Origin of the sequence: Kitasatospora albolonga (assembly GCF_039535905.1) — a bacterium.
Classification (GTDB): Bacteria; Actinomycetota; Actinomycetes; order Streptomycetales; family Streptomycetaceae; genus Kitasatospora; species Kitasatospora albolonga.
Genome location: NZ_BAAAYB010000052.1, coordinates 1 through 25,121 on the forward strand (window position 1 = coordinate 1; position 25,121 = coordinate 25,121).

Here is a 25,121-nt window from a genome sequence, read left to right on the forward strand (position 1 = left end):
AGTGTAGGGCGGGTGGAGGAGCGTGGCCCGGCCGGTTGCTGCAAGGAGGACGCTTCCCGCTGCTGGGAGGGCACGAGAGGGGCTGGCGGTCCTGCGGGTGGTTGCCATCCGCTCGGGCCGAGCCGCGCCCTACGGACCGGTCGTCGACGCGTTGCGGGGACGCGCACGCGCTGTTCGGCCCCGCGACCCGTTTCACTGCGGCGACGGCCGTGCTGGCTCCCCATTTGCCGGAACTCGCCGACCGCCTGCCGGAGTTGGGTCCGGAGATCGGCACCGAGCCGCGCAAGCAGCAGCTCATGCGGGGGGTGCACGACCTGCTCGGTGCGCTGGGCCCGGCCGTGCTGATGGTGGAGGACCTGCACTGGGTGGACGAGGCGACCCGGGACCTGCTCCTGCTGCTCGCCAGGAATCCGCCCCAGCAGCTGCGGATGGTCCTGACCTACCGGCGGTTCGACCTGCCGGGCGCCCGGAACGTGCTCGGCGTGCCGTACCGGCGGCCAGTGGGAATCGGCGGCACCGAGATCGCGCTGAGCTCGCTCGCCGAGGCGGACGTGCGCGAGCTGGCCGCCTCGGCGATCGGCGGGCCGGCCGCGGCGCGGCTCGGCCGGGTGCTGTTCGAGCGCAGCGGCGGGCTCCCACTGGTCGCCGAGGAGGACCTGCTGGTTCTGGTGGACCGTCAGGTCGAGGGGGTGAGCCCGGCCTCGCTGCTGGCGGACGCGGCGGTGCCGCGGGCCTTGCAGGAGGCGGTGAACAGCCGGGTGGCGGTGCTCGACCCGGGAGCCGTCGCGGTGGTGCAGGCCGCCGCGGTGCTCGCCGTGCCGGCCGGCGAGGAGCAGTTGGCGGCGTTGGCCGGGCTCGCGGACGAGCAGGCGGAGCAGGCGCTGACGGCCGCGCTGGAGGCCGACGTCCTGGTCGAACGCGCCCCCGGCCGGTACGGGTTCCGCCACGTCCTGGCCCGCCAGGCCGTGTACGAGCGGATCCTCGGCCCGCGCCGCCGGCGGCTGCACCTGCGCGCCATCGAGTCGCTGAGCGGGCAGGGCAGGCCGGCGCTGGTGCAGATCGCCCACCACGCCCGGCAGTTGGGCGACGTCGCGGCCTGGCTGCCCAGGGCGCTGGCGGCGGCCGACCACGCGGTGGCCGTCGGCGACGAGGGCGTGGCCGCCGAACTCCTGCAGCAACTCCTCGCCGAACCCGCCCTCTCCCCGGTGGACCGGGCCCGTACTGCTCTCACGCTGAGCAACGTCGCCTTCTGGAGCGCGGACTCGGTGGCCAGTACGGCGATCCTGAGCCGGATCATCGCCGACCCGGCGCTGCCCACCCCCGTCCGCGGCGAGATCCGGCTCAACCTCGCCCGCACCCTGATGAACACCAGCACCGACCGGGCCCGCCAGATGGCGGAACTGGAGCGCGCGATCACCGAGTTGGAGAGCCGACCGGGTCTGGCCGCCAGTGCCATGGCGGCGCTCGGCATGGGCCACCGTTCGGCCACCACGCTCGCGCAGGACCGGGAGATGATGGACCGGGCGGGGGGAGATCGTGGCCCGTAGCGACGACTTGGTGGCCCGGGCGACCGTGCTCGCTCTGACGATCACCTTGCTGGCGGTCTCCGGTGACCCGCAGGCCTGGGAGCTCGCGAGGGCACTGCCCCGGCAGAGCACGGACCGCGACGTCCTGCGTCAGGTCACCCGGGCGCTGCACAACCTGGCCGACGCGGCCTTCGTGTTCGGCCACGACGACCGGGCGGGCAGCCCGCTGAACGAGGCTCAGGAACTGGCCCGGCGCACCGGCTACAAGCTGTTCGGGTACGGCTGCGACCTGATCCGGGTGAGGCTGGACTTCGCGGCGGGACGCTGGGACGGCCTGGACGAGCGGATCGCGGAGATGATCCCGCGGACCTCCCACGGCAGCGGCTTCAGACCGAGACGGTGATGGTCCGGGCGATGCTGAACGTGGCGCGCGGGCAGTGGCCGTGGGCCCGCGAGGACCTCGCGACCTTCGAGGACGCCGACGAGGACCACACCTACTGGCAGCTCGGGCAGCAGGGCGTCGCCCTGCTGGGGCGCATCGACCTGCTGGAGGGCCGGCCCTCCAGGGCGTGGGAGCGGGTGCAGGGGGCGCTCGCGGTCAGACGTCACAAGGGCGGCTGGTTCTGGGCGACCGAGCTGGTGCCGGTCGCCGTGCAGGCGGCGCTGGCCTGCGGCCTGCACGAGGAGGCCGAACGGCTCACGGCCGAGGCCGCCGCCGGGATCGCGGGCCACGACGCGCCCGGGGCCGAGGCCGAGGACGCCTGGTGCCGGGGACTGCTGGCCGCCGACAGCGCTCCCGAGGCCGACACCGCTCCCGAAGCCGACACCGTTCCCGAAGCTGCCGACGCGCTGCTGGAGCAGCCAGGATCCGGTACGAGGCCATCGGTCGGGTGTACAGCGGCGCCCTCGTCGCCGAGCAGCAGGGACGTCTGCGGCTCGCCCACGACCCTGACCGGGGTGCGCCGGTGCTCCAGCAGGCCCTGGAGGTCTTCACCCGGCTCGGCGCCACCGCCGACGTGGCGCGCTGCCGACAGGCCCTGCGCGACGCGGGACGGCGTTCGCCCGATCCGCGCGGTCGCCAGAGCTACGGCTCGGAGCTGTCCCCCCGGGAGGAGCAGGTCGCCGCGCTGCTCGCCACCGGTGCCAGCAACCAGGCCATCGCGCGCGTGCTGGGGCTGTCCCCCCGGACCGCCGAGCACCACGTCGCCCACACGCTCAAGAAGCTCGGTGTCCGGCGGGGCGAGGTCGGCGAGGTACGGGAGGAGCACCGCGACGGGGCCTGATCCGGTACGGGGGTCGGTTCGTCAGCCCTTGACCTGGACCTGGGTCCAGACCGGGTTGCCGAAGGAGTCGAACTTCACGTTCTGGACGTGGGTGGAGAACCCCGAGGTGGTGCGGGTGTACCAGAGCGGGATGGCGGGCACGTCCCGCGCGAGGAGCCGCTCGGCCTTCTGGTAGTCCGAGGCCGAGCTCTGGACCGAGGCGGCCTGGTCGGCCTGGGTGGCCAACCGGTCGAACTCCGGGTTGCTGTAGCCGGTGTCGTTGGACCCGGCGCCGGTCTTGTAGACGTCGGCGAGGAAGTTGGCGTTCAGCGGGTAGTCCTGCACCCAGCCGGTGCGGAAGGCGCCGCTGACGGTGTGTCCGGTGATCGCGGCGCGGGCGGTCTTGAAGTCCGTCTTCGGGTCGCCCGCGCAGTCCACGCCGGTGGTCTGACGGATCGAATTGCAGACCGCGTCGACCCACTCCTTGTGGCCGCCGTCGGCGTTGTAGGTGATGGTCAGCTTGTTGCCGGGGACGCCGCCGCCTTCGGTGATCAACTGCCGGGCCCTGATGGGGTCGAAGGTGCAGACTTCGCCGCAGGCGGCTGCGTCGTAGCCCTCCACGCCCTCCGCGACCCAGGCGGTGGCGGGCTTGCGGGAGCCCTGCAGCACCGTCTTGGTGATGGTGTCGCGGTCGATCGCCATGGAGAGGCCCTGGCGGACCTCGGCCTTCTCGGCGCCGGACCACTCGGGTCGGTAGAGGGGGAAGCCGATGTTCTGGATGGCGCCCTGCGGGGAGTCGACCGCCCGGTCGCCGAGGTCGTTCTTGTAGCTCGCCAGCGCCGACGGCGGCACCTGGTCCAGCACGTCCAGGTTGTCGGACTGCAGATCCGCGTACGCCGCCTCGGCGGTGCTGTACATCTTGAAGACCACCCCGCCGTTCCGTGCCGGGTCGGCGCCCTTGTAGCCGGCGTACGCCTTGGTGACCACCTGCGCGTTGTGGTCCCAACTGACGAACCGGTAGGGCCCGTTGCCGACCGGCCGCTGACCGAAGGCGGCCGGGTCGCGGTAGAAGGAGTCCGGCAGCGGCGAGAAGGCGATGTAGCCGAGCTTGTACTCGAAGTACGACACCTTGTCGGTCAGCTGGATGGTGAAGTGCGTGTCGTCGACGACCGCCAGGCCGGACATCCGGGAGGCGGTCGGAGCGCCGCTCGCCGGGTGGACGTCCCGGTAGCCCTCGATGTCGGAGAACCAGGAGCTGTTGACCTGGTTGTTGGTCGTCGTCGCGGCCCAGTTCCACGCGTCGACGAAGTTCCTGGCCAGGACGGGCGTGCCGTCGTGGAAGGTCCAGCCGGTCTTCAGCGTGACGGTGAAGCTCCGGGCGTCACTGGTGTCGATCTTCTCGGCCACCTGCATCCGGAGCTTCGCGTCGGACGGGGAGTAGTCGACCAGGCCTTTGAAGAGGGTCTGCAGGATGCGGCTGCCACCCGACTCGTTCGCGTTCCCGGGCTGGAGGGGGTTCTGCGGCTCGCTGCTCCGGTAGCTGAAGGTCTTGCCGGCGTCGCTGGGGCTGTCGCCGCCTCCGTTACCGCAGCCGGTGGCCAGCAGGACCACGGTCGTCGCAGCGGCCAGGACCAGCTTGGCCGTACGGGCTGCACTCATGGCCGTCACATCCCTCGGGATCCACTGTACGCGCAGCACTGCACGGCCCCGTCGGCCGAGCGCGGCCCCGCTGCCGCCCGCCCGGGGTGGGCGGCGCGGCAACGGGGCCGGGTCGGGCTGTTGACGGGGGGCAGGTGCAGGTGATCAGCCGGTCTTGATGAAGGACCAGCTCTGGGCGGCCGCGGGGGCCTGCTGGGTGAGGAGTGCGCCGTTGGTGGTTCCGGAAGGGGTGATGGCGAGGCCGCTGTGCTTGGCGATCAGCTTGTACCTGTCGGCGCCGTCGGGGGTGAGGGTGAACTTCTGGTTGTTCTGGCCGTTGCAGGTGTACTGGATGACCTTCGCGCCGGCCGTCTTGGAGGCGTTGTCGATGTCGAGGCACTTGCCGGTGGTCTTGTGCTTGACGCTGTAGCTGCTGTCGCCGTTGGCGGTGAGGATCCACTCCTGGTTGGCGTTGCGCTTGCGCTCCCAGGTGATCAGCTGCTTGCCGTTGCTGGACGAGCCGCTGTTGTCGAGGACCTGCGAGGGGCTGGCCGCGGAGGTGATGTCGTAGGTGCCGGTGGTCGGGGCCGCCTGGTCGGGGCTGACCGTGCCGTTGGGGGTGATGCGGTACAGGGCGGTGGCGTGCGGGGCCAGGGTCGCGGAGAGCGCACCGGTCGTGGTGGTGGAGGGGGTGCCGTCGGGGGCCCACACGTCACTGACGGTGTAGGTGGGCGCCCCGGCGATGCCGAGCTCGGCGGCCGAGGTGGTCACGGTGGCGGTCGTGTCGGCGGTGTTGGTGAGGGTCACCGACCGGTCGCCGCCCGCGAGTTCACGGACCGTCAGCACCTGGGTGGCGGAGTCGGTGACGATCCGGGCCGCCTTGCCGAGGCTGTCCTGGTCGATGCTGATCAGCTTCTCGTTGGTGAGGACCTTCCTGGCGTCCTCGTTGGCCGCCGCGACCTCGGCGCTGACCGTCAGGGGGTCGGCCATCATCGCCCTGATGTCGTTGCCGGCGATCAGGGGCGCGGCCATCTGGGCCCACAGGGACATGTGGCTGCGCGCCTCGGCCGGGGTCAGGCTCCGGCCGTCCTTGGTGACGCCGACTTCGAGCATGTCGGGGTCGTTCCAGTGGCCCGGGCCGGTCTGCGCACCGAGCGGGCCGGTGACGTGGGTGATGTCCAGGGCGCCCAAGCCGTAGCGCGTGTCGTCCGGGCCGCTCCTCCAAGCGTTCTTGATGTCCTCCGTCGTCCGCCAGAGGTTGGCGATGGAGGACCAGTCGACGGTCGCCCCGGCGTCCTGCTTGAAGTACGAGTTGGGGTTGATGCTGTAGACGATCCGACGCTCGGCCTTCCCGTTGTCGGTGGCGAACTTGGCGGTGGCCCTGGCCAGTTCGTCGCGCATGAGGGCGAACTTCTGCTTCTGCTCCTCGACGTCCGAGGTCCCCTTGCACCAGTCGTACTTCAGGTAGTCGACGCCCCACTCCGCGAAGGTCTCGGCGTCCGTCCTCTCGTGCCCCTGACTCCCGGTGCCGGTGCCGGCGGTCCCCTTCCCGTAGCCGCTGCGCTGGGCGCAGGTCAGATCGGTGGGCACCTGGTAGATGCCGAACTTGAGCCCCTTGCCGTGGAGGTAGTCGCCGAGGGCCTTCATGCCGCTGGGGAACCGGACCGGGTCCCCCTGCAGCTTGCCGCTGGCGTCGCGGTCGGGGTTGAACCAGCAGTCGTCGATGATGACGTACTCGTAGTGGGCGTCCTTCAACCCGCCCGGCTTGGCCATGGCATCGGCGGTTTCCTTGATCAGCTTCTCGCTGATGTTGCAGCCGAAGGTGTTCCAGGTGTTCCAGCCCATCGGCGGGGTGAGGGCGGCCCCGTTGGCGGCGGCCGTGGCCCCGGGGGCGGTGCCGAGCTGGACGCTGGCGACGGAGCCGAGCAGGGCGGCGGCGGCCGCGAGGGTGGTGGTGGCTCGGCGGCGTCTGGTGGCGCCGGGGTGGGGGTGACGGCTCATCGGGACTCCCTGGGTGGGGGGTGGGGGGTGGGGGTTGTGAGCGGCGTGGGTCGACCTCGGGGTTCGGACGCGTGTCTGGGGGGACGGTCCGAAGCCGTCAAGAATCAACATGTCCAAATGGAATGGAGCACATGAAATCCCTGTTAAGGATTTCCGTCAAGGCCCATGAGGAAAAGGGTGCGGATTGCGGCCGTTGAATTCCCGTCATTGCGACAATGGGGGTTCTGGGACCGTTCCAATGGCCGGGTTTTTCCGGGATGGAATTCCCCGGATTCACCGGGCCCGGTGCGGGGCGAACCGCTGGCGCGGGTCGCCCTGCTTGCACTCGGAAATGGTCAGCCCGGTGCCGGCGACGATCCGGTAGCCGGGCTTGCCGGGCTCCTCGGCGGTGGGGAGGTGAAGGCACCGGCCGGAGGCCGGGTTGTACAGGGTGCCGATCTGGGGGATCCACTCCTGGTTGGTGCCGCCGTGGCAGTCCCAGAGGACCACCTTGGAGCCCCGGGCCGGGCCGCCCCGGTAGACGTCCAGGCATTTGCCGCCGACGCGGACCGTCCGGTCGGTGCCCACGGTCCACTGCTGCGGGCCGCTGCCGTCGCAGGGTTCGGTCCGCACGGCGGTGCCGTCCGGGTCGGTCGGTCCGTTGCCGTCGAGGCAGCCGACCACGTTGTTGTCCCAGTGGGTGAGCTCGACCGGGCCGGTGGTGGCGGTGGGCGAGCCGAGCGGAGTGACCGTCAGGTTGTCGAACTGGTCGGCGTGGTAGCCGTCGGCGCTCAGGCCGATCATGCCGGTGGTGAAGGCGGTGTCGGTGGCCGATCCGACCGTGCTGCCGTCGACGGCGGCGGTGAGCGTCGAGCCGGAGGCGGTCAGCGCCAGGCGGTGCCAACGGTCCGTGCCGACGGCGGGGACGGTGCCGTGCGCCAGGACGGTGCGTTCGCCCCGTTCCTTGGTGGAGCGGACGATCGACCAGTCCCCGGTGTCGGACAGCTCCAGGGCGTAGGAGTCGACGTAGGCGGGGTGCCAGCCATGGTAGCCGGTGCGGGCCATCAGCCGGACGGAGCCGGCCTGCTGGAGCAGCGCGTCGGCGGCGACGGTGTAGTCGGCCCAGCTCAGGTCGCCGCCCATGGTGTAGGGGTGGTCGACGTCGTGGTTCTCGTTCCAGACGATCGGCTTGGCCGGTGCCCGCTGGGTGAGGCAGCGTCCGGGGCGGCCGCCGGCGCACGGGGTGGCCTCGTAGGCGCCCTGCTGCTGGGAGAGGTAGCGGGGCTGCTGGTCGAGCTCGGTCCCGTCGAAGTCGTCGGCGTACGGGAGCGGGATGGTGGCGGGCCTCGGGGGTGTGGTGACGGCCCTGCCCTGCCCGGTGGTGGTGGTCAGGGTGTAGACGTGGCCGGGCTCGACGGTCAGTGCGTAGGAGCCGTCGACGGGGGTGAGATCGGCCAAGTGCACCATGTTGGTGGGGGAGTTGAGGTCGTTGACGTCGGTGGTCCAGACGTGCACCGGGCCGCTGGAGAGTCCGTGGGAGACGTCGAGCCGGACGGTCTGCGGGGTGGTCGCGGTGGTGGTCTCGATGACGGTGGAGTAGTCGGAGCCGCCGGGTGACCGCAGGGTCACGTAGCTGCCGCTGTCCGTGGTGCCGCGCAGGTAGCCGGAGCCCTGGTCGAGGAACTTCCAGCCGGGCGCGGTGAATTGGGTGACCTGTGCGGTGGCCCAGGTGTTCTTGCCCACCGTGTAGGCGCCGGAGGCGGGCTGATGGGCCATCACCAGGCCGACGGTGTTGTAGGGCTGGTTCGGGTAGACCGCCGCGACGGCGGGCCAGTTGAGGTGGGCGGTCAGCCGGCCGTCGATGTAGCCGCGGGTGAAGGTGCGGATCAGCGGTGCGGCCCCCGAGGTGAGGTCCTGCGAGCCGTTCTCACCGGCCCAGAGCGGCTTGCCGGAGTCGAGCGCGGCCGCGTCGACCGGGCAGGAGCGCGCCCCGCCGCCGTTGCCGCCCCCGCCGTTGCCGCCCTCGCAGGGGTAGTGGGCGCTGATCACCGAGACGGCGTCGGCGAAGCCGGGATCGGCGAGGACGTCGGTCGCCACCTTCCAGGCGCCGGCTCCCCAGTCGTCCGAGACCACGGTCCGGACGTGGGCGTTGCCGGAGGCGTCCAGGGCGGCGCGCAACTCCTTGAACCAGCCGGTGTTGTAGGCGTTCTCGTTCCAGCCGCCGAGGTAGTCGACGGTCAGGCCCTGCTGCGCGGCGCAGCCGAGCCAGCTGGTCAGGTAGTGGATGGTGTCGGTGGACCAGAAGTCGCCGCCGCCGACCCACCCCGGTGCTCCCCAGCTGAGCGCGGCGAGCTTGATGTCCGGGTTGCGCTGCTTGGCCTGCCGCATCATCCACCACTCGTACCCGGTGGTGCAGTTGACCGCGGTGGGGGTCCGCATGTGGCTGGACTCGGAGCCGTCCGTGGAGTTGGTGTCGCCGCCGATCTCGACCTTGAGGATCTGCAGGTTCGCGCCGTAGCCGGGCTTGAACAGGTAGTCGAGGATCTGCTGTTGCTGCGCGGCGGGGTAGTCGGTCAGCAGGCGGGTGTTGCCGCCCCCGCCGCTGATCGCCCCGATGCCGTCGAAGGTCCGGCCGGGGCTGGAGCCGTCGACGGTGATGGTGGTCTGCGCGAGGGCCGCCGCGGTCGCGGTCGCGGGTGCGGGCGCGAGCACGGGCGCGAGGGCGAGCGAGGCCGCCAGCAGGCCGAGCGGTGCGCGCGGGAGGCGGGAGAGCAGCGGTCTACCGGTTCTGAGCATGGGGGATCCTCGGGAGGATGGCGGCATGGGTGGGGTCGGCGAGACGGCCGGATCGGCTCAATATCAAACAGAAGTCAACGCCGTTTCGAACATGAAACATCGCTCGCCGCACGGGAGTCAACGGAACGGCGAGCCCGGGCCCGCACTACCCATCCGAGCGCTACCCACTACCCGGTGAACCCCTACCCGAGACGGAAACGACACCGGAAAAAGGCACCGGAAGCAGTGGAACGGGGCGGACCTGCGGGGCTTTCATGGAGGAGCACCGGAGGAACCGGCCCTTTGGAACACTCCTCCCGGATCGGTCCTCCCGGCGCATCCGCAGGGACATCACCTGCCCGAACCGCCCCCCGCGGCACCGGACATCGGAACCTCGTGCGCCTCCACGGCGCGGCTCCGGCGTGCCCGCGACCGGGGAGCACAGACCCGGGAGAGCGCCATGCCCCCCATCCTCATCACCGACGCGGCCGCCCTCGGGCCGGTCGTCACCGTCGCGCCCGCCACCGGTCCGGCCACCGTGCACCGCGCACTCGGCCGGGCGGTCTGCGCCGCCGGGGCGGGCCCGGCCTCGGTGCCCCGGCTGCGCGGCTTCGTCCGGACCTGGGCCCGCTGGCAGGGGCTGTCCGAGGGCACCGGGTACACCGCCTGTCTGATCGTCAGCGAGCTGGCGACCAACGCGGTCCTGCACAGCGGGAGCCGTTCGGTCGCGGTGCTGGTCGACCTGGGCCCGGGCGGTCTGCGGATGGTGGTGCGCGACCGCGGGCGGTGGCTGCAGCGGTTCGAGCCGCGGCACAGCCAGGCCGACGACGCCGTCCGGTGCGGACGGGGCCTCGGTCTGGTCCGGGGCCTGGTCGACCGCTGCGTGGTGGCCACCGGGCCGGACGGCACCGTGGTCGAGGTCCTGGTGCGTCTGGAGCCGGCCGACCTCGCTCGTTGCGGGACCGTCCGATGACGGCCGTCGGCCCGGGCTCCGGTCCGGGATCCGGCCCGGGGCCGGGCGGTGGGGCGCGGCTGCCCGAACGGGGCCAGGCGTTCCGGCGGGCCACCCACCGGGCGTTGCTGCTGCACCTGCTGCGGCGGTACGGCCCGGCGACCCGTCAGATGCTCGCCCGGCGCAGCGAGCTCTCGCCGACCACGGTGTCCAGCCTGGTGGTCGAACTGGAGGAGCGGGGGCTGGTCGTCCAGCGGCCGGTGATCCTGGGCCGGGCCGGCCGCCGCCCCTCGCTGGTCTCCTTCAATCCGGCGGCGGGCACCGCGCTGGCCGTCGAGCTGGGCCCGCGCCACCTGGCCGTCATGGTCGGGAGCCGGAGCCAACTCGCCCTGGCGCAGCGGTGGGTGGACCTTCCGCCGGGGCTGTCCCGGCAGGCGGTGGCGCAGGCCGTGCTGGACTGCACCGAGGGCGTGCTGGCCGACACCTCGTCAGGTCCCGAGCTGCTGAACGGAGTCGTCCTCACCGTCGGCCCGCGGACGTACCCGGAGGCGGCGGGGCAGTCGGCCGAGCAGTGGCCGGCCACCCTGGTCCACCTGCTGCGGCAGCGCTGGCGCGTCCCGGTCGAGGTGGTCGGCGGCGCGGCGCTCGCCGCGCTCGCGGAGCACGCCGAGGGCGGGGCGGCGGGTGCGCACAGCCTGCTGCACGTCACCTGGACCGACCGGGTCGAGATGGGCGTCGTCCTCGGCGGGGTGCTCCACCGGGGGCCGACCGGGCGGGCCGGGAGCCTGGGCCACGTGGTGGTCCGGCCGGACGGTGCGCTCTGCCGCTGCGGCCGCCGGGGCTGCCTGGACGCGTACCTGCGGCCTCCGGGCGGGCAGTCGCCCCCGCCGGGAGGGGAGGGCGCCCGGCTGGTGGTGGAGGCGGTGACCACGGCGGCGCTGCTGTACGACCCGTCCGTGGTGGTGCTCGGCGGTGCGCTCGCGGACCCCGACGACGGGCTCGCCGCACCGTTGGCGGCGGCGTTGCGGGCACTGCCGGGCGGGGAGTCGCAGCCCGTGCCGGTGAGGTGCTCCACCCTGGGCGACCGGGCCGTCCGGCTGGGCGGGGTGCACCTGGTGCTCTCCCGTCAGAAACCGTCCATTGGAACCGATTGCGCCTCCGTGCCTTGACGGTTCTTCAGCTGTTTGGATCTGATGGTTTTTCCGTACGCATTCCGGTGGGCCGGGCGCGCGATCAGCGCTGCTCCGACGGCCCCTCCGTACGTGATCGGGCGCTGGTCGACGCGCACCAACTTGCCATTCCCACACCGTGGTTGACGCATCATCGGCCCATTGGTCACAAGCTGATCTCGACTGCGGAAGTTGCTTGACCTCGGCGATTCACGCCGCTGTCATATGTTGCATCCCGTAGGGAAATGTTTGGTCCTGTGGGATTCATCCTGAAGGAGCACCTCATGTCCAGAACCCCCAGCCGCACCGCCGCCGCAGCCGTCCTGCTGCTCGGCCTCGGCCTGACCACCGCGTGTTCGACCGGTTCGACCGGCGGGCAGGCCGGCTCGGGCGAGGCTCAGGTCTCGCCGGTCAGCGGCAAGATCTCGATGACGTACCTGCAGAAGCAGGGCGACCAGGAGTACTTCGTCGGTGAGGCCGCCGGAGCACGGGCCAAGGCGGCCGAGCTCGGCGTCGACCTCAAGGTCGTGAACCTGGGCAGCGACGCCAACAAGACCGTCAGCGAGGTGCAGGCGGCCGTCGCGCAGAAGAGCAACGGCCTGATCATCGTGGTGCCGGACCCGGCCGTCGGCCCGCAGGTGGTGCAGGCCGCGAAGGACGCCAAGGTGGCGCTGCTCACCTCCGACGACCAGATCTGCGCCAGTGGCCCCGACCCGGCGGCCTGCGCCAAGGACGACCTGGTCGCCCGGATCGGCTTCTCCGGGCAGCAGATGGGCGGCGAGGTCGGCAAGCGGGCCGCCGAGGAGTTCAAGAAGGCGGGGTGGAACCCGGCCGAGACCCGGACGGTCTCCGCCTGGAAGCAGGACGTCACCGTCTGCGGTGACCGGGTGAAGGCCGCCAAGGCCGCCTTCACCGCCGCCGTCCCCGGCGTGCAGAACATCGACGTGGCGACCGACAACACCCCCACCGGCGCCCAGGACAAGATCGCCGCGACCGTGACGGCCAACCGCAGCGTCAAGAACTGGGTGGTCTGGGGCTGCAACGACGAGAACGTGCAGGGCGGGGTGACGGCGCTGGAGAACGCCGGCTTCAAGGCCGACAACGTCATCGGCGTCGGCCTGGGCGCCTATCTGGCCTGCAAGAACTGGGGCGGCGACAAGCCCTCGGGGATGAAGGCCGCGCTGTTCATCAACGGCAAGGAGGTCGGAGCCCTGGCGGTGCAGACCATGTACGACCGCCTCAAGAACGGCAAGGACTTCCCGAAGGAGGCGTTCGCCTCCACCACCATGGTCGACGCCACGACCTGGAAGTCCGCCGGGGTCAGCTGCAGCTGACGCCCTCTCAGTCGGCCCGTTCCCCCTCCCCGGGGAGCGGGCCCTCGGACCCTCCCGCACGACCGAAGGCGACCACGATGAGCAGAGCCCGCGAAACCAACCCGGACCCCCGACCGCCGACCGCCCCGCAGACCTCCGGCAGCGCCGGGGTGCGGCTCCTCTCCAAGCGCTTCGGTGCGGTGCGGGCCCTGGAGGGGGTCACCCTGGACTTCCCGGCCGGTCAGGTGACGGCACTCATGGGGGAGAACGGGGCCGGCAAGTCCACCCTGCTGAAGATCCTCACCGGCGACCACCAGCCCACCGAAGGCGGCGTGGTCCTGGACGGCCGGCCGGTCCGGCTGGCCTCGCCGACCGACGCCCGCCGCCTGGGCATCAGGATCATCCCGCAGGAGCCGGAGATCATCCCGCACGTCTCGGTCGCCGAGAACGTCTACGCCGGCGCCCTGCCCCGCAAGGCCGGCCGCCGCCTGGACCGGGCCGAGCTGCGCCGCCGGATCACCGCCGACCTGAAGCGCCTGGGCTTCGAGAAGGTCCTCGACCCGGACCTGCTCGGCTCCCGACTCACCCCCGCACAACGCCAGTTGGTGGAGATCCTGCGGGCGCTGACCGGCGAGGCGAAGGTGATCGCCTTCGACGAACCCACCTCCTCGCTCTCCGAGCACGAGGTGGAGGCGCTGTTCGCCCTGATCCGCCGCCTGCGCGACCAGGGCGTGGCCGTGGTCTACGTCTCGCACCGGATGCAGGAGATCTTCCAACTCGCCGACCGCATCGCCGTGTTGCGGGACGGCGCGCTGGCCGGAGTGCAGGACGCCGCCACCACCAGCGAGGGCGACCTGGTGCGCCTGATGGTCGGCCGCGACCTGACCTCGATGTTCTCCCGCACCCGGGTCGCCACCGAACGCCTCGTGCTGGACGTCCGCGGCCTGACCACCGACGCCGTGCGCGGCATCGACCTCAAGGTCCACGCGGGCGAAGTGGTCGGCCTGGCCGGGCTGATCGGCGCGGGGCGCTCCGAGCTGGCCCTCGCGCTGGCCGGTGACCTCCCCGTCCGCTCCGGCACCGCCACCCTCGACGGCGTGCGGCTGCGCCCCGGCCGCCCCGGCGACGCCATCGCCGCCGGACTCGGGCTCGCGCCCGAGGAGCGCAAGGCCCAGGCGCTGTTCCTGCACCGCACCATCCGCGACAACACCACGCTGGTGGTGCTGGAGCGGCTGTGCCGCTTCCGCTTCGTCCGGCGGCGCCAGGAACGGGCGCTGGCCCAGGAGTTCACCGACCGGCTGCGGGTGCGCACCCCCTCGATCGAGCACGAGGTGCGCAAGCTGTCCGGCGGCAACCAGCAGAAGGTGGTGCTGGCCCGCTGGCTGGCCCGCAAACCGAAGCTGCTGATCCTGGACGAGCCCACCCGCGGCATCGACATCGGCGCCAAGGCGGAGATCTACCGGATCATCGCCGACCTGGCCGCCGAAGGCGTCGCCGTCCTGGTGATCTCCTCCGAACTCCCCGAGGTGCTCGGCCTGGCCGACCGGATCGTGGTCATGCAGAACGGCCGGATCACCGGCGAACTCGACCGCGCCGAAGCCACCGAGGAGGCCATCCTCCAGCTCGCCATGGCCGACGACATCGCCCCCGCCCACACCCCTGGAGCACCCGCATGAGCACCACCACCAAGACCCCGCCGGCCGTGGGCGCGCACGCTGGCCCCGCCGAGGGCCGGCTGGCCGTCCTGGCCTCCGTCGGCGGCCAGAACCTCAGCCTGATCGGCGCCCTGGTCGTGGTCCTCGCCCTGTTCGGGACGCTGAACGACAACTACCTCAGCCTCACCAACATGCAGGTGATCGCCGAGGCCGCCACCATCACCGGCCTGCTCGCCATCGTCCAGACCGTCGTGATCATCTGCGGCGGCCTGGACATCTCGGTCGGCTCGCAGGCCGGCGTCGCCTCGGTGGTCTCCGCGATGGCCTTCACCACCACCGGCGGCAACGCCTACCTCGGCATGGCCGTCGCCGTCGTCGTCGGCATCACGGTCGGCCTGCTCAACGGCGCCGTCATCGTCTACGGCCGGGTCAACCCCACCATCGCCACCCTGGCCGGGCTGGCCGCGTACAAGGGCCTGGCCCAACTCCTGTCCGGCGGCCGGGCCCAGGGCTACGTGCTGAACGACGGCGTGTTCGTCTTCCTCGGCCGCGGCCGGATCGCCGGACTGCCGGTGATGGTGTGGATCCTGATCCTCACCGCCGTCGCCGTGCACGTGCTGCTCAAGTACACCGACATCGGCCGCAACCTCTACGCCGTCGGTGGCAACGACACCGCCGCCCGGCTGGCCGGCATCAACATCAACAAGTACCTGATCGCCGTCTACGCCCTGATCGGCACCGTCGCGGCCGTGGCCGGCATCCTGCTCACCGCCCGCACCGGCTCCGGCCAACCCGTCTCCGGCAGCGAGGGGTTGGAGCTCAAGGCGATCACCGCCGCCGCCCTCGGCGGGGCCGCTCTCAAGGGCGGCAAGGGCACGGTGGGTGGCACCCTGCTCGCCGTCGCGCTGCTCGGCGCGCTGGAGAACGGCCTCACCGTCCAGGGCATCAACTCCTTCTGGCAGAACGTCGCCCAGGGCGCCCTCCTGGTGATCGCCGTCGTCATCCAGCAGCGCCGCAGCGGCGAACGCGCCGTCGGCCTGCCCGCCTGATGCTCCCTGAGGCCCGGTGGTGCCCCCGAACCACCGGTCCTCAGGGCCTGCCGACCGAGCTACGGAAGCGTGCGTGACGATGCCAGGCCCCGACCGACCCGAGGCCCCGACGGACCGCCGCACCACCGGAGGATTCGCCTTCGTGGGCCGGGAGGCGGAGCTCGCCCGGCTGCTGGCCGCCGCGCAGGACGGGCCTGCCGTCGTCCTGGTCGAGGGCGAGGCGGGCAGCGGGAAGTCCCGTCTGCTCCGCGAGGCCGTGCCCGGGCTGGAGGCCGTCGGCCTCGCGGTGCTCCGGGGCGGGTGCCATCCGCTGCGCGAGCCGCCCGCCTTCGGGGCCGTCCTGGAGGCGCTGCGGGACGCGCCGCAGCTCCTCCCGGCCGACACCCGGTTCGGCCAGGTCACCGCTCCGCTCGCCGGGTACCTTCCCGGCGCGGTCGGTGATCCGGCCGGTCAGCTGGCGGCCGGTCAGCGGCCGGCCGGGGTGGGCACCCACCGTCAGCAACTGATGCGCGCCGTCCACGAGTTGCTGCGCCTGCTCGGCCCGGTCGCCCTCCTGGTGGAGGACCTGCAGTGGGCGGACGACGACACCCGCGAACTCCTGGTGCTGCTGGCCCGAAACCCACCGGCGCAGCTCCGCCTGGTGCTCAGCTACCGGGCCGGCGAGCTGCCCGGCCACGGCAACGTGCTCGGCGTCCCCTACCGGCGCCCGGTCGGGGTCGGCGGGACGGAGATCGCGCTCGCCGCGTTGACCGAGCCGCAGGTCCGCGACCTGGCGGTGTCCGTCCTCGGCCCGGCCGCCACCGGGGCGCTGGTCCGTCAGCTGTACGAGTGCAGCGGCGGTCTTCCGCTGGCCGTCGAGGAGGTGCTGGGGGAGCTGACGGTCCATCAGGTGCCGGGCCGCCCGCGGGCCTCCGACCGGGCGCCGCGCGCCGTGCGGGAGCTCGTCGCCGAACGGACCGCCCGGCTCGCCCCGTCGGCCGCCGCGGTCGTCCGGGCCGCCGCCGTGCTCGGCCTGCCCGCCGACGAGGACCTGCTCGGCGCGGTCGCCCGGCTCCCGGAGGGCGAGACCGATCCGGCCCTGACCGCGGCCCTGGCGGTCGGCCTCCTGATGGAGACGGACCCGGGCCGCTACGGCTTCCGCCACGTGCTGGCCCGGCGGGCGGCCTACGAGGCGATCCCGGCTCCGCAGCGGGTGCGGTTGCACGCCCGGGCCGCCGAGGTGCTCTCCGGCCACGGGGCTCCCGCCCTGCTGCGCACCGCCCACCACGTCCGGCGGACGGGTGACGTCGCGGCCTGGATCACCACGGCCGGGGCGGCCGCCCACCGTGCCGTGGAGTCCGGGGACGACGGGGCCGCCGCCGTCCTGCTGCGGGACCTGCTCGCCGAGCCGACCCTGTCCAAGGCCGACCGGACCGCCCACGCCCTGACGCTCGCCCGGATCTCCCAGTACCGGACCGGCACCGCCGAGGGGCCCGAGCTGCTGCGCCGGATGGCGGCGGACCGGGCCCGGCCCGCCGGAGTCAGGGGTGAGCTGCGGCTCGGCCTCTGCCGGGCCCGGGCCCTCGGCCCGGGTGATCCCGCCGCCCTGCTCGCGGAGTTGGAGCAGACGGCCGCCGACCTGGTGGACCGGCCCGGCCCGGCGGCCGTCGCCCTGGCGGAGCTCGCCGTCGTCGGCGTGCTCCGGGGCCCGGGCTCTCGCCGGCGGGCCGACGCGGACCTGGCGCGCGCCGCCGCTGCGGCGGCCCGGTGCGAGGACGAACTCGCCCGCACCGTCGTGCTGGTGGGCCGGGTCGCGGTGACGGAGGCGTTCGGCGACCCGGCCGGGCCGGAGCTCCTGGCACGGATACGAGGCACCGGACCGCGGCTGCCGGAGCGCGGCACGGAGCGGAGCCCGGACCGGAGGATCGAGCGCGAACGGGCCCGGGGCCTGCACCTCGCGGCGGTGGGCGCCTGGGCCCGGGGGCGTGACGACCGGGCCCGGGCACGTCAGCAGGAGGCGGCCGCGGCAGCCGGGCGTTCCGGCCATCAGCTGGTCCAACTGGCCGGGCTGGCGCTGGAGTTGCAGCTCGACCTCGAGGCCGGCCGGTGGGACGGGCTGGACGGCCGGATCGAGGCGCTGCTGCCGCGGCTCGACGGGCACGGCGGCCTGCGGCTGGAGGCCCTCGCGGTCCGCGCGGCGCTGGACACCGCCCGGGGCCGCTGGGCCGCTGCCCGTCGGGCCCTCCCGCCCCGGGGCGGCCGGTCGGAGCCGCCCGACGGTGTGCCGCGCCGCATCGCCGCGGCCCTGCTGGGCAGGCTGGAGCTGCTGGAGGGCGCCGACACCGCGGCCTGGGCCGCCGTCCGGCCGACGGTCGAGGCCAGTCGCCGTAACGGTCAGTGGAGTTGGGCCACCGGCCTGCTGCCGGTCGCGGTCCGGGCCGCGCTCGCCTGCGGCCTGCGCGAGCAGGCGGAGGGGATCGTCGCCGACGCCGCTCGCGGGGTCGAGGGCCTGGACACGCCGGGGGTGGACGCGGAGCTCGTGCTGGCCCGCGGGCTGCTCGGCGCCGCGGACGACCCCCGGGCCGCGGTGACCCTGCTGGTCGAGGCCGGGGCCCGCTACGGCGCGATCGGCCGGGAGTACCAGCGGGCGCTGGCCGCCGAGGAGACGGCGGCCGTCCTGCTCGGACTGGGCCGGGCCGCGGACGCCGACACCGCCGTGCGCGGCGCGCTCGAGGTCCTCACCCGCCTCGGAGCCACGGCCGACGCCGCCCGGTGCCGCCGGATGCTGCGGGCGAGCGGCCGTCCGGCGGCGGTGCCGCGCGCCCGTCGCGGCGAGGGCGGTCACCTCTCGCCCCGTGAGCGGGAGGTGGCCCTGCTGGTGGCCGACGGCGCCGGCAACCGGCAGATCGCCGGTGCCCTCGCGCTCTCGCCGAGGACCGCCGAGCACCACGTCGCCAAGGTGCTCGGAAAGCTCGGGGTGACCCGCGCGGAGCTGCGGTCCGGGGAATTGCCCGAGATCGAACGGAAAGCCGCGGATTCCCTTCCGGCCCTGCCGCCCCACGCCTGACCATGCATCCAGCTCGTTCGAATCCGTCGGAGTCTGTGCGATTCCGTCGGTTCGACGTTCCCCCCACCCACCCCTCCTCCCCCAGGAGACCCGATGAGCAGAACCGGCCCCAGGGCACTCGCCCTGTTGGTCAGCCTCGCCCTGGCAGTCGGCGGCGTCACCGGCACCGTGACGGCCGTCGCGGACGCGCCCGCACCCACCCCGCCGACCGCCGGCACCCCGCACGACGTCGCCTACGACGGCTACTCGCTCACCATCGACGGCAAGCGCACCTACGTCTGGTCGGGGGAGTTCCACTACTTCCGGCTCCCCAGCCCGGACCTGTGGCGCGACGTCCTGCAGAAGATGAAGTCCGGCGGTTTCAACGCCGTCTCGCTCTACTTCGACTGGGCGTACCACTCGCCGAAGAAGGGCGTCTACGACTTCACCGGCGTGCGCGACGTCGACAAGTTGCTCGACATCGCCGAGGAGGTCGGCATCTACGTCATCGCCCGCCCCGGCCCCTACATCCAGGCCGAGGTGGACGGCGGCGGCTACCCCGCCTGGCTGGACGTCAGGCCCGGGCGGGAGAAGACCACCGACCCCGCCCACCTGGCGGACGTGGACGAGTGGTTCGACCACATCAACCCGATCCTGGCCCGCCACCAGCTGGAGGACGGCACCGGCACGGTGATCGCCTACCAGGTGGAGAACGAGTTCTACCAGTACACCGAGGCGGACCGCGGCTACGTGGCCCACCTGCGGGACAAGGCCCGCGCCGACGGCATCACCGTCCCGCTGACGGGCAATCACATCCACTTCAACGCCAATCCCGCCGACTACAAGTCCTACAACGAGGGCACCGGCGCGCTCGACATCGACGGCGTCGACAAGTACCCGCTCGGCTTCGACTGCAAGGACCCGGCCTGGAAGCCGGTGCAGGCCGACCTGGCGGGCTACCGCCGCCCCGGGAAGCCGCTCTACATCCCCGAGTTCCAGGGCGGCTCGATCAACTACTGGGGCGGGGCCGACGGCGACAAGTGCCGGGAGAAGATGGGGGCGGACTTCGCCTCGGTCTTCTACAAGAACAACATCGCGGCCGGCGCCACCCTGCAGAGCCTCTACATGCTCTACGGCGGCACCAACTGGGGCCGCCAGGCGGTCTCCGGCACCTACACCTCCTACGACTACGGCGCTGCGATCACCGAGTCCCGGCAGCTCACCGACCGGTACCGGGAGGACAAGCTGATCGGCTCCTTCCTGCAGAGCGTCGAGCCGATCACCAAGACCGACCCCGCACCCCCGAGCGTGCTCAGCAACCCGGCGGTCACCGGCACCGTCCGGCTCAACCCCGACACCCGCACCCAGTTCCACGTGCTGCGGCACACCGACTCCACCTCGGCCGCCACCGACTCCACCGGCCTGTCGCTCAAGCTCAGCGGCAACCACCTCGGCTACGCCTTCGACGACGCCGACAGCCGGATCCGGTACACCGGGGCCTGGCAGCACGTCGGGGCCGAAGTCCCCTACACGGCGGGGGAGTACCAGCACACCGAGTCCTTCTCGTTCAAGGCCGGCGACAGCCTCACCGTGCCGTTCACCGGCAGCTCCGTGCGCTGGATCGGCTCCCTGGCCGCCAACCACGGCATCGCCGACGTGTACGTGGACGGTGCGAAGGCCGCCTCGGTGGACGCCTACGGCAGCCCCGAGGTCAAGGGGCAGGTGCTCTTCGCCAAGGACGGACTCACCGACGGCGCGCACGAGTTGAAGCTCGTGGTGAGCGGCGGCAAGAACCCCGCTGCGATCGGCACCGCCCTCTCGGTCGACGCCGTCGACACCACCACCGCCCGGGTCTACCCCACCGTCCCGCAGAAGCCCGGCACCGCCATCACCCTGGCCGGCCGCGACTCCCGGACCCTGGTCGCCGACTACCGCCTCGGCGAGGCCCAACTCCAGTACTCCACCTCGGAGATCATGACCCACGCGGCGATCGGCGGCCGGGACGTCGCGGTGCTGTACGGCCGCCCCGGGCAGGCCGGCGAGACCGTCCTGAACTATCCGCAGCGCCCCACCGTCCAGGTGCTGGCCGGTGCGGTCGAGCAGACCTGGGACGCCGCCACCGGAGACCTCCGGCTGAACTACGTCCACGACGGCCTGGCCCGCGTGCTGGTCACCGGCGGCCCCCGGCCGTTGTTGCTGCTGCTGGGCGACGACCGGGCCGCCGGGAAGTTCTGGCGGGCCGACACCGCGAACGGCCCCGTGCTGGTGTACGGCAGCGACCTGCTGCGCACCGCCGCCGTGCAGTCCGGCCGCCTCGACCTGACCGGCGACAGCGGCTCGGCCCAGCCGGTGGAGGTCTTCGCCGACGGCTCCGGCCCGGTCACCTTCAACGGTGCCGCGCTGACCGGACAGCCGGGCCCCGGCGCCCGGGCCGGGGGCGAACTGCCCGGCCCCGCCCAGGTCGTGCTTCCCGCGCTCACCGGGTGGAAGCACGCGGCCGGATCCCCGGAGGCGCAGCCCGAGTTCGACGACTCCTCCTGGAAGGTCGCGGACAAGGCGTCCTCCCAGAGCGTCACCAAGCCCGCCACGCTGCCGGTGCTGTTCTCCGACGACTACGGCTACCACTACGGCGAGGTCTGGTACCGGGGCCGGTTCAAGGCCGGTGCCGGGACGGACTCCGTCACCCTCTTCGCCCAGCCCGGCAGCGGCGGGGTGTACTCGCTCTGGCTGAACGGCACCTTCCTCGGCAGCTCCGGCGACGCCATCCGCAAGTGGACCTTCCCGGCCGGGCTGCTGAAGGCCACCGGGGACAACGTGCTGTCGGTGCTGGCCGCTAACAACGGCCACAACCAGAACCCCGGCATGAACGACAACAACAAGGAGGCGCGCGGCCTCACCGGCGCCTTCGTCGGCAACTCCTCCGGCCCGTCGATCACTTGGCGGATCCAGGGCGCCAAGGGCGGCGAGGAGCTGACCGACACCGCGCGCGGCCCGATGAACACCGGCGGCCTGCACGGTGAGCGGGCCGGCTGGACCCTGCCCGGGTTCCCGGACGCCGCCTGGGCGGACACCGCCCTCACCACCCGCGACACCACGCCCGGTGTCTCCTGGTACCGGACCACGGCCACCCTGAACCTGCCGACGGGGCAGGACACGTCGGTCGGGCTGAAGATCACCGACGACCCGGCCCGCAAGTACCGGGCGCTGATCTACCTCAACGGGTGGCTGCTCGGCACCTACATCAACCACAAGGGACCGCAGCACGTCTTCGCGCTCCCCAACGGCATCCTGGACCCGCACGGCGCGAACACCATCGCGATCGCCCTGTGGAACGAGGAGAAGACCAACGGGGGCCTGGGCGCGGTCAGTCTGGAGAACCTGGGCAGCACCGTCTCCCCGCTGGCCCCGGCCCCGGTGACCGGGCCCGGCTACGACGCCGCCCAGGCCGATCCGGCGCCCGCGACCGCCGGGCTGGTGCTCGCCGCCCCGGACGCCGTGGCCGCCTCGGCCACCTTCCCGGTGTCGGCGACCTTCTCGGTGCCGGCCGGGCAGCCGACCGCCTCCGAGCTGGCGCTCACGCTGGGCGTGCCGTCCGGCTGGACGACGCAGCCCGTCGGCGCCACCGGCGCGAGCATCGCGGCGGGCGGTTCGCTGACCGCCTCCTGGAACGTCACCGCCCCCGCCGGGACGCTCCCCGCCTTCACCCGGATCGACGTCACCGCGGCCTTCCGGCAGGGGAGTTCGCCCCGGCAGCTGACCGACGCCAGGACGGTGGCGAACCCGGCCGCCGGTCTGCGCGCCCCGACCGGGGAGACCTCCGTCAGCACCCTGCCGTTCCTGGCCGAGCAGAACGGCTACGGACCGGTCGAACGGGACCGGAGCAACGGCGACGACAAGGCGGGGGACGGCAGGCCGCTCAAGGTGGACGGCGTCGGCTACGCCGGCGGCCTCGGCGTCCACGCCACCAGCGAGGTGGTGCTCTACCTCGGCGGGCGGTGCAGCCGCTTCACCGCGACCGTCGGGGTCGACGACGAGGTGGGCAGCAGCGGCTCGGTGGTCTTCAAGGTCTGGGCGGACAACACCTGGCGGACCGACTCCCCGACGCTGCTCGGCAGCGGCCGGGCGGCCACCGTGGACGTGAACACCACCGGTGCGGACCTGCTCCGGCTCCGGGTGGAGAACGCTGACGGCAGCAGCAGCGGGGACCACGCCGACTGGGCCGACGCCAAGGTGCGGTGCTCCTGACACCTGACCAGCACTGAACACCGGGCAGGCCGGGTGGCGCGACCACCCGGCCTGCTCCGGCACGTCCGGACCCGGGCCGTCGATCTGACGATGCATCAGATCGCTCGCCGAGCAAGGCATTTGGCGAAATCCGGCCCAGTGCGGCGATTGGGCGGAGCGGCGGTCGAGTTCCTTGACGTGGCAGCCGGATCGACCCGACGCTCATCCCTGCTCGGTTCTGTTGGATTCGGTCCGATCGTGTTCCGAACGCCCTGGGAGGGCTTCCTTGCGCATGCTCCGACACAGAGGCACCGGCCTGGCCGTCACCCTCGCCCTGATGGGCGGCTCGCTCGCCGCCGTCGGCGCGGTCGGCTTCGATCTGGTGACCGCGGCCCCGGCCGCGGCGAGCCAGAACGGCCTCACCCCGACGCCGCAGATGGGCTTCAACAACTGGAACTCCACGCACTGCCGTGCGGAGTTCAACGAGTCGATGGTGCGCGGCATCGCCGACCTGTTCGTCTCGCAGGGCCTGCGCGAGGCGGGCTACACCTACGTCAACCTGGACGACTGCTGGGCGCTGCCCAGCCGCAACGCGGCCGGAGACCTGGTCGCCGACCCGGTGCGCTTCCCGAACGGCATCAAGGCGGTGGCCGACTACGTGCACGCCAAGGGCCTCAAGTTCGGCATCTACTCCAGCGCCGGGACCAAGACCTGCGACGGCAAGGGCTTCCCCGGCGGGCTCGGCCACGAGCAGCAGGACGCCGACCTGTGGGCCTCCTGGGGCGTGGACTACCTGAAGTACGACAACTGCAACAACCAGAAGGTCGACGCGCGGAAGCGCTACGAGGACATGGGCAACGCCCTCCGGAACACCGGCCGCCCGATCCTCTACAGCATCTGCGAGTGGGGGACGAGCCAGCCCTGGACCTGGGCCCGGGGCGTCGGGAACTCCTGGCGCACCACCTACGACATCGGCGACAGCTGGGGCAGCATGCTCAACATCGCCCACCTCAACCAGAGCCTCGCCCCCTACGCGAGCCCGGGCTCCTGGAACGACCCCGACATGCTGGAGGTCGGCAACGGCGGCATGACCGACACCGAGTACCGCACCCACTTCAGCCTGTGGGCGCAGATGGCCGCGCCCCTGCTGATCGGGGCCGACCTGCGGACCGCGACCCCGGCGACGTACGAGATCCTCAAGAACGCGGACGTGATAGCCGTCGACCAGGACCCGCTCGGCCGGCAGGGCACGGTCATCGCCAAGGACGGCGGTCTGGTGGTGATGAGCAAGCCGCTGGCGGACGGCGGCCGCTCGGTGACGCTCACCAACGAGACCGACACCGCCCGTACCGTCGCCACCACCGCCGAGGCGGCCGGGATCGGCGGGGCCTCCTCGTACCGGCTGAAGGACCTCTGGTCCAAGGAGACCACCACGTCGGGCGGCGCGATCAGCGCCACCGTCCCCGCCCACGGCACCGTGATGTACCGGGTCACCCCCGAGCAGCCCGCCGACATGGCCACCGGCGACCACCAACTGGGCGACCTGGCCTGGACGGTGGCGTACAACGCGAACGGGCCGGTCGAGCGCGACCACAGCAACGGCGGCCCGGCCGCCGGGGACGGGCAGCCGCTGACCGTCGGCGGCACCGCCTTCCAGCGCGGCCTGGGGACGGCGGCCGAGTCCGACGTCCGCTTCCACCTCGGCGGGACCTGCCACGGCCTCACCGTCGACGTCGGCATCGACGACGAGGACGCCACAGGCTCGGCCGTCTTCCGGATCTACCGCGACAGCACCGTGGTCGCCGACAGCGGCTGGCGCACGGCCGGTCAGCCCCCGGTGCGGCTGACCGCGGACCTGACGGGTGGTGAGGACCTGCGCCTGATCACCACCTCCCCGGGTGGGGCGGGCGCCGCCCACGCCGACTGGGGCAACCCGCGGCTGCGCTGCGGCACCCCCGCAGCCCCCGGCGTCCAGGCCCTCGGCGACCGGACCGTGACCTCCGCGAGCAGCGGCTGGGGCCCGGTCGAGCACGACCGCAGCAACGGCGAGAAGAAGGCCGGCGACGGCGCCCCGCTGAAGGTCAACGGCAAGCTCTACCCGAAGGGACTGGGCGTCAACTCCCTCTCGGCGGTGACCTATTACCTGGGCGGCGCGTGCAGCTCGCTGACCGTCGAGGTCGGCATCGACGACGAGGTGCAGGCCAAGGGCTCGGCGGTGTTCCGGATCCTCACGGACGGCCGGACGGCCGCCGACAGCGGCCGGCTCACCGGTGCGGACGGACCCGTCCGGCTGACCGTCCCGCTCGACGGGGTCTTCGCCCTCTCCCTCGAGGTGACCGACGGCGGTGACGACACCCAGTACGACCACGCCGACTGGGGATCGCCCGAGCTCCTCTGCTCCTGACCCGTCCCCGGACCGGCCCGTCGCACCCCCTCCGCAGGGAGTGCGACGGGCCGGCCCCGGCGCAACGGCGGCATTGCGCCGGAACGGCCGGTGCTCCGTTGACCCCGCCGCCGACCGGGTGTTTCGATGTGGCCCGCCGTGGCGGTCCT

The 25,121-nt window shown here is 72.7% G+C and carries 13 protein-coding genes and 2 pseudogenes; 12 read left to right on the forward strand and 3 right to left on the reverse strand.

The genetic code is table 11. The annotated features are described in order from the left end of the window. Positions 1–209 precede the first annotated feature (209 nt). The 3 genes from ABD946_RS12655 to ABD946_RS12665 all read left to right on the forward strand — a co-directional run bounded on the left by ABD946_RS12655 (position 210) and on the right by ABD946_RS12665 (position 2,809). A complete protein-coding gene (locus tag ABD946_RS12655) occupies positions 210–1,547 on the forward strand; it encodes an ATP-binding protein (protein WP_345283037.1) in 1,338 nt (445 codons plus the stop codon). Further along, on the forward strand, positions 1,537–1,929 hold the full coding sequence (locus ABD946_RS12660; RefSeq protein ID WP_345283039.1) for a hypothetical protein: 393 nt from the start codon (positions 1,537–1,539) through the stop codon (positions 1,927–1,929). Before ABD946_RS12655 ends, ABD946_RS12660 begins: the two co-directional genes overlap by 11 nt. A 487-nt stretch (positions 1,930–2,416) precedes the next feature. After that, a complete protein-coding gene (locus tag ABD946_RS12665; protein WP_345283041.1) occupies positions 2,417–2,809 on the forward strand; it encodes a response regulator transcription factor in 393 nt (130 codons plus the stop codon). A 21-nt stretch (positions 2,810–2,830) separates the two neighbouring features. On the opposite strand, the gene ABD946_RS12670 is transcribed toward ABD946_RS12665, so the two are convergent. The 3 genes from ABD946_RS12670 to ABD946_RS12680 form a co-directional block, all read right to left on the reverse strand. Then, positions 2,831–4,447, reverse strand: coding sequence for a peptide ABC transporter substrate-binding protein (locus tag ABD946_RS12670; RefSeq protein WP_345283043.1), 1,617 nt, complete (start codon positions 4,445–4,447; stop codon positions 2,831–2,833). A 144-nt stretch (positions 4,448–4,591) separates the two neighbouring features. Continuing rightward, positions 4,592–6,427 (reverse strand): alpha-galactosidase, encoded by a 1,836-nt coding sequence (locus ABD946_RS12675; RefSeq protein ID WP_345283045.1) that lies wholly within the window; start codon positions 6,425–6,427, stop codon positions 4,592–4,594. A 273-nt stretch (positions 6,428–6,700) separates the two neighbouring features. Next, positions 6,701–9,202 (reverse strand): ricin-type beta-trefoil lectin domain protein, encoded by a 2,502-nt coding sequence (locus tag ABD946_RS12680; RefSeq protein WP_345283047.1) that lies wholly within the window; start codon positions 9,200–9,202, stop codon positions 6,701–6,703. Positions 9,203–9,641: 439 nt separating this feature from the next. Between ABD946_RS12680 and ABD946_RS12685 the strand changes: the two genes are divergently transcribed. From ABD946_RS12685 to ABD946_RS42645, 9 genes and pseudogenes are all read left to right on the forward strand, one after another. Beyond that, positions 9,642–10,154 carry an ATP-binding protein gene (locus ABD946_RS12685; RefSeq protein ID WP_345283049.1) on the forward strand — a complete coding sequence of 171 codons (513 nt, stop codon included), beginning with the start codon at positions 9,642–9,644 and terminating at the stop codon, positions 10,152–10,154. Continuing rightward, positions 10,151–11,302 (forward strand): ROK family transcriptional regulator, encoded by a 1,152-nt coding sequence (locus ABD946_RS12690; RefSeq protein WP_345283051.1) that lies wholly within the window; start codon positions 10,151–10,153, stop codon positions 11,300–11,302. The genes ABD946_RS12685 and ABD946_RS12690 overlap by 4 nt, the downstream gene beginning before the upstream one ends. Before the next feature lie 284 nt (positions 11,303–11,586). Then, entirely contained in the window at positions 11,587–12,636 is a 1,050-nt protein-coding gene (locus ABD946_RS12695; RefSeq protein WP_345283053.1) for a substrate-binding domain-containing protein, read from the forward strand. Positions 12,637–12,713: 77 nt separating this feature from the next. After that, positions 12,714–14,291, forward strand: coding sequence for a sugar ABC transporter ATP-binding protein (locus tag ABD946_RS12700; protein WP_345283055.1), 1,578 nt, complete (start codon positions 12,714–12,716; stop codon positions 14,289–14,291). Beyond that, positions 14,288–15,319, forward strand: coding sequence for an ABC transporter permease (locus tag ABD946_RS12705; protein WP_345283057.1), 1,032 nt, complete (start codon positions 14,288–14,290; stop codon positions 15,317–15,319). Before ABD946_RS12700 ends, ABD946_RS12705 begins: the two co-directional genes overlap by 4 nt. Before the next feature lie 79 nt (positions 15,320–15,398). Next, a complete protein-coding gene (locus ABD946_RS12710; RefSeq protein WP_345283159.1) occupies positions 15,399–18,365 on the forward strand; it encodes a helix-turn-helix transcriptional regulator in 2,967 nt (988 codons plus the stop codon). A 93-nt stretch (positions 18,366–18,458) separates the two neighbouring features. After that, positions 18,459–22,589 carry a beta-galactosidase gene (locus tag ABD946_RS12715; RefSeq protein ID WP_345283058.1) on the forward strand — a complete coding sequence of 1,377 codons (4,131 nt, stop codon included), beginning with the start codon at positions 18,459–18,461 and terminating at the stop codon, positions 22,587–22,589. 271 nt (positions 22,590–22,860) lie between these two features. Further along, a pseudogene (locus tag ABD946_RS12720) lies at positions 22,861–24,516 on the forward strand (NPCBM/NEW2 domain-containing protein); the annotation flags it as partial. Positions 24,517–24,555: 39 nt separating this feature from the next. Further along, a pseudogene (locus ABD946_RS42645) lies at positions 24,556–24,972 on the forward strand (NPCBM/NEW2 domain-containing protein); the annotation flags it as partial. Positions 24,973–25,121: the final 149 nt, after the last annotated feature.

Coding starts and splice junctions, on each gene's coding strand:
- ABD946_RS12670 (WP_345283043.1), bottom strand. CDS start 4,447: ATGAGTGCAGCCCGTACGGCCAAGCTGGTCCTGGCCGCTGCGACGACC.
- ABD946_RS12675 (WP_345283045.1), bottom strand. CDS start 6,427: ATGAGCCGTCACCCCCACCCCGGCGCCACCAGACGCCGCCGAGCCACC.
- ABD946_RS12680 (WP_345283047.1), bottom strand. CDS start 9,202: ATGCTCAGAACCGGTAGACCGCTGCTCTCCCGCCTCCCGCGCGCACCG.
- ABD946_RS12685 (WP_345283049.1), top strand. CDS start 9,642: ATGCCCCCCATCCTCATCACCGACGCGGCCGCCCTCGGGCCGGTCGTC.
- ABD946_RS12690 (WP_345283051.1), top strand. CDS start 10,151: ATGACGGCCGTCGGCCCGGGCTCCGGTCCGGGATCCGGCCCGGGGCCG.
- ABD946_RS12695 (WP_345283053.1), top strand. CDS start 11,587: ATGTCCAGAACCCCCAGCCGCACCGCCGCCGCAGCCGTCCTGCTGCTC.
- ABD946_RS12700 (WP_345283055.1), top strand. CDS start 12,714: ATGAGCAGAGCCCGCGAAACCAACCCGGACCCCCGACCGCCGACCGCC.
- ABD946_RS12705 (WP_345283057.1), top strand. CDS start 14,288: ATGAGCACCACCACCAAGACCCCGCCGGCCGTGGGCGCGCACGCTGGC.
- ABD946_RS12710 (WP_345283159.1), top strand. CDS start 15,399: ATGCCAGGCCCCGACCGACCCGAGGCCCCGACGGACCGCCGCACCACC.
- ABD946_RS12715 (WP_345283058.1), top strand. CDS start 18,459: ATGAGCAGAACCGGCCCCAGGGCACTCGCCCTGTTGGTCAGCCTCGCC.